Raw genomic sequence first — 11,190 nt, forward strand, 5'->3', positions numbered from 1 at the left:
ACCCGAAGGGCTGCGCCTGTTTGGCATTGATGCTGCGTTATCGCCTATTTATGGGGAAAAACCACACCACATAGGCTCTGCCTTGCCTAAATACCAAACAGACTGCTGCAAATTTAACCTTGAAAGGTCAACAGACCCTAGTCAATTACCATTAAGCTTCGGTACTCGTCGTAAGCAAATTGGTCGGTCATACCGCTAATGTAGTCTTGAATTAACCGACAGCGATAATAAAATTCATAGGCGGCAAAATGATCGGGCTCTTCTTGCATCGCATTTATGGCATGCTGATAGCTACTTAAATGCTTTTTAGAGAGCTTTTTAACGAGTCTCGATTCTATTAATAAGCGGTTGTCGCCATGCAATGCACGTTTAAAGTCATCGCTACTCAAAAGCAGCAAAGGTTTATAGCAATCGAGTAGGCCATTAATAATACGGTAGCCTTGCAGTTCGAGCTTTTCGACTTCTTTGTGCGAAAATACATGCTCAAGCGCGACTTGTTTGAGCGCTTGGGTTGCTGCATGCAGGTAGCTGCGATCTTCTAATAATGCATGGTTAAAGTCGCCATGATAAATTGGCTCTATGTTTTCAATAAAGCGCTTTGCGGCATGGTTTACTAGCGGGTGCAGTAATGACACGCGTAAATAAATAAAAAACTCACTATTAAAATTAAAGGGCTGTGCTTGTGCCCGTTCTATGGCGTAGTTTATGGCGTCGTCCACAAAGCTTTGGTGTTGAGTGTCGTTAAGAGCAAGGTTAATTAATGCTTTTTGATACTGCTTTTTTAGTTGCTCGCATAATAACTGTATGGTGATAATGTCTTTTTCTACGGCGTCTTCTATGTCGGCAAGGCAATAAGAAATATCGTCAGCGGCTTCCATAATATAACTGGCAGGGTGACGGCAATAGGGCTCCATTTTCAGCTCAGTTTGCAGTGCTTCAACAAAGCTTTTTTCACTGTAGTAATACCCCACTTTTTTCATAATGTAGTTTTTATTTTGAGGAATATCTTGCTTCGCTAAACTTGCTGGACGGGTGTACTTTAAAATAGCGGCAGTTTGGCTATAGGTTAAATTTAGGCTCAGCAAAGAGTGAATAATGCGTATGCCTTGAGCGTTGCCTTCAAAGCTGCAAATATCTTGGGCTAAATGTTTAAAAATAACGCCAATGCTGCTGTTTGTGATTTGGCAACGCTCAGGCGTAATGCTGGCTAAATTAGCATTAAACCAATTATTAATAGCCGCTTCGCCAAAGTGACCAAACGGCGGGTTACCTATATCGTGCATTAGGCAGGCCATTTCTACTAGGGTTTCTAGTGGGCGCTCTAAACCCGACAAACCATATTCTTTTTGTTGCTGGTAATTTAAATTGGCAAAAATGCGCTGCACAATAAAGCGGCCAACTTGCTGAACTTCTAATGAGTGGGTCAGGCGCGAACGCACAGCCGCGTTGCGCTCCAGCGGAAATACTTGGGTTTTTTGCTGCAGCCGACGAATGGCTGCACTATTAATAATTCGGCCACGATCGCTCTCAAGCGCCATTTGTAAATTGGCAGTGGTGCGCTGCATACGTGCAGGGGTTACTTTGCTACTGAAGTTGATCATGGTAATCCTTTTTTATGTGAATTAAGCACTTATTAAACGCACGATTATTTATTTTTAATAGTTTGCTTTAATTTATCAACATGTATCATAAAGTAACAACTTGCTTTAGTATTATTTTTTATAAAATTAACATACATCTAGGTATTTAAAATGAAGTTGTGGATCACTAAGGTAATGTGTTTTTGCCTTTTGTTGGGTGTGAATAGTGCGTTTGCCGCTAAAGAGCAAACGGTTGTTATGATCTCTATTGATGGCTTGCGTTGGGATTACATTGAAAAGCACGGTGCGCCTAATTTAAAAGCAATGGGTGAGCAAGGCGTAAGAGCGCAAAAAATGCAGCCTGTTTATCCTACTAAAACGTTTCCAAATCATATTTCGGTGATCACCGGTTTACTGCCTGTTAACCATGGCATTGTAGATAATAAGTTTTGTGACAAAGCGCGCAATAATGAGTGCTACAGCATGGGGAAAGGACAAAAAGACAGTACCTGGGTACGCGGCACACCACTGTGGAATTTAGTTAAAATGCATGGGCTTAAATCGGCGGTATACTTTTGGCCTGAGTCGGATGCGCGTTTTAATGGTATGACGCCTGACTATTATTTTCACTACTCTAAACAAGGTGACTACCAAGACCGAATTGATCAAATCATTCAATGGTTAAGCTTACCTAAAGCACAGCGCCCACGTTTTGTGGCGAGTTATTTTTCGCTAGTGGATAGCATGGGGCATGAATATGGCCCCGATGCGGTGCAAACGCGTGATGCCGTTAAACAGCTAGATGCGCTGATGGGGCAATTAAAAACCCGCTTGAGTAAGTTAGAGCAAGAGGTAAATCTGGTGATTGTGTCTGATCATGGTATGGCACAAGTTGAGCCTGAGCAGAGCATTGTTGTGAGCAGCTTACCTAAAGATGATAACTTTATGATTGTTAATACCGGTCCTCGATTACTTATTTATACTAAAAGCGATGCTAAAAATGCAGATGTTGAGGCTTATAAAGCCCGTTTACACCATGCAGCAAAAGGACGCTACACGGTACTAACAGAGGAGCAGCTTGCAGGATATCACTATAATAAAGGCACTCGTGTGGGCGATATTGTAGTACAAACGACAGCGCCTGCGGTATTTAGCAATAGTGCGAAAGTGCCGTACTTAGGAACGCATGGCTATGCCTATACCGATGATATGGCAGCAACATTTATTGCTACCGGACCGGCGTTTAAAAAAGGGGTGAGCATTGAACGAGTGAATAATTTAGATATTTACCCTGTGCTTGCTAAGGTGATGGGTTTAAAGCTAATGAGTAAAGTGGATAGCGATGGTAAAGCGTTAATGCCTGCTATTAAATAAAAAAATAGCAGTGCATTAATTAGCTGCGCACTTTTAGGCTTTTAACTTACTCCATTTGTTAATGACTAATAGTGCTGCTAAATCCGTTTTCATCACTTTGCAGGGTAAGTGTAAAGTGGTGTCGATCGCAAATAGCTTTTACAGTGGCAAGGCCTAATCCAAAGCCGTCTTTTTGCCTTGCGAGGTCGCTTCTGTAAAAGCGTTTGGTTAACTGGCTTAGCTGTTGTTTATTTACCCCTTTACCGTTATCGCTAATTTTTATACTGCTTTTAGAAAGCGTTATTGTAATTTTAGCGTGGTTACCTGCATATTTAATGGCGTTTTGTAGCAAGTTATAACATGCTTGAAACAGTAAGTTTTTGTCTCCTTCAAAAATAGGCTCGTGGTTTTTATGCAGTATTATGTGCTGCTGGTTTTGCTCTGCTGTGGGTTCAAGAATATCTATTATGTCGCTCATTAAAGTAAAGCCATTAACGGGCTCTAATTTTAGTGGAAATTGCCCATGTTCTAAACGTGTTAGCTTTAGCATGGCATCAAAGGTATGTAATACGCTTTCTAATTGCTCTATTGCTATGCCTAGGCTTGGTTGCTTAATGGCTTCATTTTCTAAATGTAAACGCAAGCGGGTTAGCGGGTTTTTTAAATCGTGGGCAATGTTGTCGGTAATCCCTTGTACTAAAGCAAAGTTTTCTTCAATGCTTTGTAGCATGGTATTGATATGCTTGGCTAAAGTAACAAATTCATCACCTTTTTGTTTATGCACTACTCGCGCCGATAAATCGCCTTTTTGTACTTGCTCGGCCACGTTATTAAAATAATTTACGCGGCGTAAATGTTGTCTAGCAAATATATAACCAAATACACATGTGAGTACTAAACTAAGTAAACACGCCCATGTAGCAATGGTTTTAAACTCTGTAATTAAGCGACTTAAATGCTCAGTAGCTGTAGCAATAACTACTTTGCCGTGTTTTGTTTTTACTATGCCTGTGGTTAATAAGCGTATTTGGCCGCGCTGCGTATCGAGTACTGGAAACTCAACGGTTTTTGGTAGTTTAGGTATATCGCTTGGGAAAAAACTCAACCCTTGGCTTTGAGTTTCGTCGTTTTGCCAAAAAATTAAAATATCGCCTTCGTTTCTAAAAACATTAAGTTGCTTAAAAAACGAGGCTTTATCAAATTTATTAGCTAGCCCCTCTATACGCACTTGCTCGGCGTTTAACTGCCTTTCTACTTGGCGTGTTTGCTCTCCAAGTAATAACTGATAAATAAGCACAATACATAAAACCAATACCACAGAGGTAATGGTCGCAAAGGCGAGGGTTAAGCGCCAAACCGAGCTTACCCGTGGGTTAAATTGCCACCATAATGAATGCTTGTTATTCATTGGCGTGCGCTTTTTGTAAGCGGTAGCCTACACCTCGTATAGTTTCAATGTTTACATGGGCGTTATGCTGTAAAAGTTTTTTACGAAGCCTAGCAATATGTACATCAATTACGTTGGTGCCTGGGTCAAAATGGTATTCCCACACTGATTCAAACAATAAGGTACGAGTAACTAATTTACTTTGATGTTCTAACAAAAAGTGTAATAACTTAAATTCTTTTGGTTGTAAGTTTAGCGGTTTTCCGTTTATTTGAGCTTTGTAGTGGCGAAAATCTAGGCTTACATTTTCAAATTCTACGGTGGTTGTTTTTTGCGTGGATTGCGAAGGACGTTTTATGAGTTTTTCTACTCTTATTGCAAGCTCAGAAAACGCAAAAGGTTTGGTAAGGTAATCATCTCCACCGGCTTTTAAACCTGTAACTCTTTCATCTACTTTATCAAGTGCTGAAAGTATAAGTACGGGAGTGTTTTTACCGGTTGCTCTAAGTGCTGCTAGTACTTGTAGTCCATCGAGTTTTGGTAACATACGGTCAAGTATTATTATGTCGTGTTCTTCGCAGGTAGCCATAAGCAATGCTTGTTGGCCGTCGGCTGCAGTATCTACAGTGTAGCCTTGTTCGTTAAATGCTTTATATAAAAATTCGCGATTTTGTTTATCATCTTCGACTAAAAGCAGCTTCATTAATTACCCCATTGCAGCAGAGGTAAGTTTTTACCTGTGGCTAAATCAATGGCTTTTTTGTGTCTGCCTTTTTCTGTAATAAATGTAGCAACTAGGTAGGTTATGCCAGTATCTTGCTCTAATTGCGACTCTAATAAGTAATATGGTGGGGCTGGGCTTATTGATTTTACCAATTGATGCATGCGGTAGTTTTTTTGCTTCATTAACTTGGCTGCGGCTACTTCGTCTTCTTCGTCAAGTTCTGGCTGTTCGTATTCTTGTTCAATTACTTTACCTTGTGCGTTAACGATTAACTCAATAAAGCGTTTATTTTGCTCATCAAATAAAGTCACTTCGTAAACTGTAACGCCTTTTTCAAACTCAAGTTCAAATTCCACAATTACACCTTGATTGGCATACTTGGTTTCTATTTTATTTAAAATGCTTTGAGCCGAAGGATCTTTAGCTGTATTAAGCTTATTAAATATGGCAGGGTTACTTGCTTGGCAAAATGCGCTAACAAAAAGGGTCGCGCTTAATAAAATATATTTCATAAATAGGCTCTTGTGGCTTGAACGTTATTTTAATGCAAATTAGTTTATCAAATAAACTTAAGGACATGTTTAACTTTAGTAGGGCATGTTACCGCGAAAGGCAAACAGGCCCTTTGCAAAGTCAAATATAACTTATTGTATTTAATCGTCTAGTACGCAGACTCTTACTTGGTTAGTGTTTACCCACTGGCACTCAAGTTCTACGTATTGATTTGTAAATTGCGATAGAGAGCTATCTTCACTTATGTAGCCCCATATTTCAGCTTGGTTATTTGTATTTAATGTAACATTGCCTTTTAAGTGTAGCGTGCTGGTGTTTTCTTCAATTTCGGCCTCAGTAATAAGAGCTTGGCTGTTGTTGTAAGTGCCTTCAAGCTCCAACCATTGCCCGTTTAGAGTTTGTGCAGTTAAGCCATCTTCGTAACGTGTTTGATTAGTAAGCGTAAAGTTATTGCCATTTATAGTAGCGATGTTGTCGCTAACCGACACCTGCCCTGATACTGAAAACGTATAATTTGTTACGGTAGACGCGGTGTTACTACTGTCAAATTCAATATTTGTGGCTAACAATTGGTTGTTATTTTGTTGCCACTGAGCGTCTACTTCAACCCATTGGCCGGTGATTAAATTAGTGGCTGTGCCATCTTCAAATTGAGTTTGATCATTAATAGCAACTTGCCATTTTGAGTTGATAGTTATTAGTGTTTCATCGTTATTTACAAAGGTGATTACGCCTTCAAGCTCTGTTTGCGTGTCATCATTAAAATTAAGGTTTTGCTCGGCATCTACCTCTGTTGCAATAATATGCCCTTCATTTAAAACACCTTCTACCTCTACAAACTGGCCGTTATTTAACGCACCTTCTACCTCGGCTTGTTGGTAGTTAATGAGTAGGTTACCTAAATTAAAAGTGCCAGATTGTGTGTTTAAATTACTTATATTTCCTAGTAATTCAAGTTCTTCTTGACTGTTACTAATTACTGCTTGGTAAGTCACTGCAATGCTATTCGTTGAGTCGATGTATCCGCTTACTTCAAGTAATTCACCTTGGCTAAAGTTTGTGTTTTGAGCATTATTTAAAGTAATGCCTGCAATGCTTAGGGTATCGCCATCAATATACACTGGGCCTTTTAATAGCGGATCGTATTCTATTTCAGTTGCTTGCGAGCCGTTGGTTTCTACTTCAATGTACATACCTACTTTTATGTCTGAAAGGCTGGCGTTGTTGCCATCTAGCTCTACCTTGGCAGAGCTTGCAGGCACTGTGTGGCTGTTTATGGTAATTGCATTACTTGTGACTTCAGATACTTGGCCAATAATAACGCTTGGAAAGTTATTAACCTTAGAAATGACATTGGTTTTATTACTTGATGAGCTGCTGCCACATGCACACAACGCAAGTGAAATTGCAGATAAAGAAATGAGTTTAACAGTACTTTTAATTAGTGAATTATTCATAGCTTACTCCTAGTTATTAATATGGGGTAAGTGTACTTATTACCAAATATTGTAAAGGTGGACGTAACATTAAATTTTGTTAATGTTTAAATTAAATAAAAAAAGAGCGCAAATACGCTCTAAGGGGAAATAATTAAAAAGTAGGCTGTAGGCTCACTTTAGTTACTGTTTGCGTTACTTATTTAAAGTTAGCAATACTTATTTTTGTATCGGTTACAGTACGAATAGCATATGCTTGGTTGGTCACACCAAATGGAATGCTGTTTACGCTTCAATTTGGGTTTGAGAAATAATCGTACTGAGTTGCACTACCAAACACATGTGGGGAGGCCATAATACTGGCAAATTCATTTTGTACACCGTGGCCCATGCCATCAACATATACGCCACCGCTTGTATCGCCTTGCTTAAGAGAATGCGCTAAACCTTGGTTATGACCCAGTTCATGTACGAACGTTGTTGCTCCACAATCAACGGCTGTTATTGAATACATACGGTTGCTCATTGAGCTGTATAAATTGTCATTCGTACCTTGACCAACCCATGCTAGTAATTGTTAATTTTTATCTTAAAAAAGAATTAGATCAAATTTAAATTGCAATCATAAAGTGGCAATTGCTTTTTTATAACTTATTGTAAGTATTTACTTTACCTTTTTTAGGTATTTTTTTGGGTTTAATAGGATGGTTTTTTTGTAGTAATGGCGCACCCTGTGGCATGTTTTTTAAATCACACCGATTTTGACAAGTAAAACTGACCAATAAAATTTTTTAGTAACGTGCTCATTTTTCATTATTCAAAGGGCTAATTGCAAAGTATAAATAGGCAAAGTATGTTGTATCGTTAAACACCTATTAAAAGAGGGAATTATGGTAGGGACTGATCAGTTACTTAGTCGAATTATGGCAGGACTTGTTGCGGTCATTATTGGTTTTTCAAGTTCTATTGCATTGATTTATCAAGTGGTGATCACCTTAGGTGGCGCACCTGAACTTGTGGCAAGCTGGATATTAATGCTGGGGCTAGTAATGGGCGGTACCTCTATTGTGCTGTCGTTTTATTATAAGGTGCCCATTTTAATTGCATGGTCGACCACCGGTGCAGCATTACTGATCTCAAGTGCCCAGGGCTACAACCTACATGAAGCGATAGGCGCATTTATGCTATCAGCTTTATTGGTGCTGGTGTCTGGCATTACCGGTTGGTTTGAAAAAATCATGAACCGTATTCCCAGTGAACTGGCCTGTGCTATGTTAGCGGGGGTATTAGTCACATTTGGTATTGATGTATTTAATTTTATGAACGACATGCCATTGGTGATTGGTTTAATGGTGGTGGTGTACTTTATTGGCAAGCGCTTTTTTGCTCGTTTTGCAATGCTAAGTGTATTGTTAGCGGGTATATTTTTAGCCTGGTATATGGGAAATATCGATACCAGCACCGTGCAGTGGCAGGCAAGCAGCTTTGCTTATATTGCACCAAGCTTTAGTTTGCAGGCATTTATAAGTATTAGTATTCCCTTGTATATAGTCACTATGACTTCACAAAACTTACCCGGTTTCGCTATTTTAAAAGCGCATAGCTATAAAGCGCCAATATCATCGTCATTAACTGTGACCGGGTTGATAAATTTAGTAACCGCGCCATTTGGCACTTATTCAATTAATTTAGCGGCCATTACGGCTGCTATTTGTATGAGCGAAGAGGCCGATAAAAACCCCGATAAGCGCTATTGGGCGAGTATTGCTGGTGGGGTGTTTTACATTATTATGGCGCTGTGTGCTGCAATGCTAGTGGCGATTGTAGCAAGCCTGCCGCAAGCACTGGTATTGGCGTTAGCGGGTATTGCTTTGTTTGGCACCATCGCTAATAGTTTGCAGCAGTCTTTGCACAGTCCTGAATATACAGAGGCGGCCATTATTACCTTTTTAGTTACGGCTTCTGATTTAACATTATGGTCAGTTGGCTCTGCATGCTGGGGGATAATAGCAGGAGCACTCACGTTAATGGTGACACGTAAGCGCTAAGAGCAGATTTTAGGTGTTAGGTGCGGGGATTGGGTGTCGAGCAACGGGTTTGGTACTGTGCGCGCGAGGTAAACTCACACCTACAGTCGAACACCGTACTTGGCTAATCTCTTGCTGATCGCTGACAGCTAAAACCTAACCGCTGCTCTTTGCTGCGTTAAAGCATAGGTTTTAACACATCAAACATGGCGTCTATGTGATCGTCACGGTCGTTAAGCGCTGCTATATAACGGTATTTTTCGCCGCCGGCTTCTTCAAAAATCTCTCGGTTTTCACTTTCTAATTCTTCAAGTGTTTCTAGGCAGTCGGCGCTAAAGGCAGGGCTGATAATAGCCACATCTTTAATTCCTTTGCTAGGTAAGCTCTCAAGAGTTGCATCTGTGTAAGGTTTTAACCATTCAGCTTTACCAAAACGGCTTTGGAAAGTAGTGATCACTTTGTCTTTATCTAGGCCTAGCTTTTCTACCACTAAACGCGTGGTTTGTTGGCATAGGCAGTAATAGGGGTCGCCATTATCTAAAAACTGTTTAGGCATACCATGATATGAAAACACCATTTTTTGTGGCATGCCGTGTTTTTCTAAATCTTCGCTAATGCTGTTAGCAAGCGACTCTAGGTAGGTTAGGTTTTTGTGATACCCATTTACAAAGTGTAGCTCTGGCACCCAGCGCCATTTTTTTAATACATTTGCCACGGCATCAAATGTTGAGCCTGTAGTTGGACTTGAATATTGTGGGTAAAGTGGTAACACAATAATACGGGTTAAGCCTTTTTCTCTGAGCTCTTCAAGGCCCGCTTCGATTGATGGATTACCATAGCGCATCGCCATAACCACTTCGGTGTTGGTATAGCCGTGCTGTTTTAATAAGGCATTTAATTTAATGCTTTGTTGGCGTGTAATGTGGGTCAGTGGCGAGCCATTTTCGGTCCATATGCTTTTATACAATTTAGCTGAGCGTTTTGGACGAATACGCAAAATGATGCCATGGAGAATTATCATCCACACTATACGTGGTATTTCTACAATACGCGGATCTGACAAAAACTCACGTAAGTAAACACGTAACGCGCTTGCTGTGGGGGCATCGGGGCTACCTAAGTTGGTTAATAAAATACCTGTTTTTTGGTTAAAACGCCCGTCGTGGGGATTATCGGTAACGGCAGAAAATCGCGACACTGTGTGCTCCTTCAAGCAATATATTTGAAAGTAACTATTATGGCTTAGTATAACGAATAAAAGAGTATTTTAGATCAATCATTTAGCCGTTTTAACCATAATTCTAAACGGAGTTGGCTTTTTGGCTTCGAGTTGTTGTAACTTAACAATCGATTTCGTATTGAAAATATGTCCTTTAGGCAAAAGCATAATACCCGTATGGCTGTGCAGTGAGTTTGCCAATGTCATATTTTCTTTGAGTTCTTGTGCGCTCATCACCTTTATTGAACCAATAGAGCTGTCAGAGGCGATGAGTTTAGCGTGGCTGGCTTCAAGTGCATCGACAATACGCGGATGATATAAGCTGCCACTGTTTGATTTAATACTATTGAGTGCAAATTGATGGCGTTGTTTTGTTGTAAGTAACGGCTCACTTTGCTCGTAACTCTCCCCAATAGTCACGAGCAACACTAAACACCATAGCACCAATGGGCTGGTTTTATGGCTTTAAACTTCACCTCATCATGAATGATGAAGGGGGTTATTAGCTGTAAAAGTGACAGCTGGGAATGTTGATGATAGACAGCCGATATTAGATATGGTCGATAAGGTTACAGGTAGTTTATACGCAGATAAAGGTTATGTATCTGCAAACCTAAAAGCGGAACTTGCTGAGCAAGGTATTGATTTTATTACAGGTCAACGACGTAATATGAAACGTCAGCCAATATCATCTTGGGATAGAGCGATGTTATCAACACGTTTCATCATTGAAACAGTGTTCGACCAGCTGAAAAATATGGCTCAAATAGACCACACAAGGCACCGCAGCGGCATCTCATTTATGGTTAATTTAATGGCTGGATTAATTGCCTATACTTTTCAGACTAAAAAGCCGAGTATAAAAGTGACTCGGCTTTAAATCTTATGCAGATCTGAGGTTAATTATGCATAAAATCTCAATATTAACATTGTATTAACTTTGGGGCCTAT

General features: G+C 40.0%; 7 protein-coding genes and 5 pseudogenes. 4 read left to right on the plus strand and 8 right to left on the minus strand.

Annotated features, from left to right (window positions below):
* Nucleotides 1-199, plus strand: a pseudogene (locus CWC30_RS18495) (GFA family protein); the annotation flags it as partial.
* On the opposite strand, the gene dgt reads toward CWC30_RS18495, so the two are convergent.
* A complete protein-coding gene (gene dgt / locus CWC30_RS17470; protein ID WP_138627731.1) occupies nt 138-1,601 on the minus strand; it encodes a dGTPase in 1,464 nt (487 codons plus the stop codon). The pseudogene CWC30_RS18495 and the gene dgt overlap by 62 nt on opposite strands.
* A gap of 150 nt (nt 1,602-1,751) precedes the next feature.
* On the opposite strand from dgt, the pseudogene CWC30_RS17475 reads away from it, so the two are divergent.
* Nucleotides 1,752-2,973 (plus strand): annotated as a pseudogene (locus CWC30_RS17475) (alkaline phosphatase family protein).
* Between the two features lie 39 nt (nt 2,974-3,012).
* Here the strand turns inward: CWC30_RS17475 and CWC30_RS17480 are convergent.
* The 5 genes and pseudogenes from CWC30_RS17480 to CWC30_RS17500 form a co-directional block, all read right to left on the minus strand.
* Nucleotides 3,013-4,341, minus strand: a complete 1,329-nt coding sequence (locus CWC30_RS17480; RefSeq protein ID WP_138627732.1) for a HAMP domain-containing sensor histidine kinase — start codon at nt 4,339-4,341, stop codon at nt 3,013-3,015.
* A complete protein-coding gene (locus tag CWC30_RS17485) occupies nt 4,334-5,023 on the minus strand; it encodes a response regulator transcription factor (RefSeq protein WP_138627733.1) in 690 nt (229 codons plus the stop codon). Before CWC30_RS17485 ends, CWC30_RS17480 begins: the two co-directional genes overlap by 8 nt.
* Entirely contained in the window at nt 5,023-5,556 is a 534-nt protein-coding gene (locus CWC30_RS17490; RefSeq protein WP_138627734.1) for a PepSY domain-containing protein, read from the minus strand. The genes CWC30_RS17485 and CWC30_RS17490 overlap by 1 nt, the downstream gene beginning before the upstream one ends.
* A gap of 141 nt (nt 5,557-5,697) precedes the next feature.
* Nucleotides 5,698-7,014 carry a DUF5666 domain-containing protein gene (locus tag CWC30_RS17495; protein WP_138627735.1) on the minus strand — a complete coding sequence of 439 codons (1,317 nt, stop codon included), beginning with the start codon at nt 7,012-7,014 and terminating at the stop codon, nt 5,698-5,700.
* A 178-nt stretch (nt 7,015-7,192) separates the two neighbouring features.
* Nucleotides 7,193-7,564, minus strand: a pseudogene (locus tag CWC30_RS17500) (M12 family metallo-peptidase); the annotation flags it as partial.
* A gap of 319 nt (nt 7,565-7,883) precedes the next feature.
* Between CWC30_RS17500 and CWC30_RS17505 the strand changes: the two are divergent.
* On the plus strand, nt 7,884-9,041 hold the full coding sequence (locus CWC30_RS17505) for a benzoate/H(+) symporter BenE family transporter (protein WP_138627736.1): 1,158 nt from the start codon (nt 7,884-7,886) through the stop codon (nt 9,039-9,041).
* Nucleotides 9,042-9,198: 157 nt separating this feature from the next.
* Here the strand turns inward: CWC30_RS17505 and hemH are convergent, their stop codons facing one another.
* Both hemH and CWC30_RS17515 read right to left on the minus strand, forming a co-directional pair.
* Nucleotides 9,199-10,218 carry a ferrochelatase gene (hemH, locus tag CWC30_RS17510; RefSeq protein ID WP_138627737.1) on the minus strand — a complete coding sequence of 340 codons (1,020 nt, stop codon included), beginning with the start codon at nt 10,216-10,218 and terminating at the stop codon, nt 9,199-9,201.
* Between the two features lie 78 nt (nt 10,219-10,296).
* Nucleotides 10,297-10,690, minus strand: a pseudogene (locus tag CWC30_RS17515) (HD domain-containing phosphohydrolase); the annotation flags it as partial.
* Between CWC30_RS17515 and CWC30_RS17520 the strand changes: the two are divergent.
* Nucleotides 10,686-11,119: pseudogene (locus CWC30_RS17520) on the plus strand (IS982 family transposase); the annotation flags it as partial. The pseudogenes CWC30_RS17515 and CWC30_RS17520 overlap by 5 nt on opposite strands.
* Between the last annotated feature and the right edge of the window lie 71 nt (nt 11,120-11,190).

Source organism: Pseudoalteromonas sp. S4741 (genome assembly GCF_005886135.1).
Taxonomy (GTDB): Bacteria; Pseudomonadota; Gammaproteobacteria; order Enterobacterales; family Alteromonadaceae; genus Pseudoalteromonas; species Pseudoalteromonas tetraodonis.

What these genes read in the sequence shown, in the direction of transcription:
- dgt (WP_138627731.1), bottom strand. Translation starts at nt 1,601, where the DNA reads ATGATCAACTTCAGTAGCAAAGTAACCCCTGCACGTATGCAGCGCACC.
- CWC30_RS17480 (WP_138627732.1), bottom strand. Translation starts at nt 4,341, where the DNA reads ATGAATAACAAGCATTCATTATGGTGGCAATTTAACCCACGGGTAAGC.
- CWC30_RS17485 (WP_138627733.1), bottom strand. Translation starts at nt 5,023, where the DNA reads ATGAAGCTGCTTTTAGTCGAAGATGATAAACAAAATCGCGAATTTTTA.
- CWC30_RS17490 (WP_138627734.1), bottom strand. Translation starts at nt 5,556, where the DNA reads ATGAAATATATTTTATTAAGCGCGACCCTTTTTGTTAGCGCATTTTGC.
- CWC30_RS17495 (WP_138627735.1), bottom strand. Translation starts at nt 7,014, where the DNA reads ATGAATAATTCACTAATTAAAAGTACTGTTAAACTCATTTCTTTATCT.
- CWC30_RS17505 (WP_138627736.1), top strand. Translation starts at nt 7,884, where the DNA reads ATGGTAGGGACTGATCAGTTACTTAGTCGAATTATGGCAGGACTTGTT.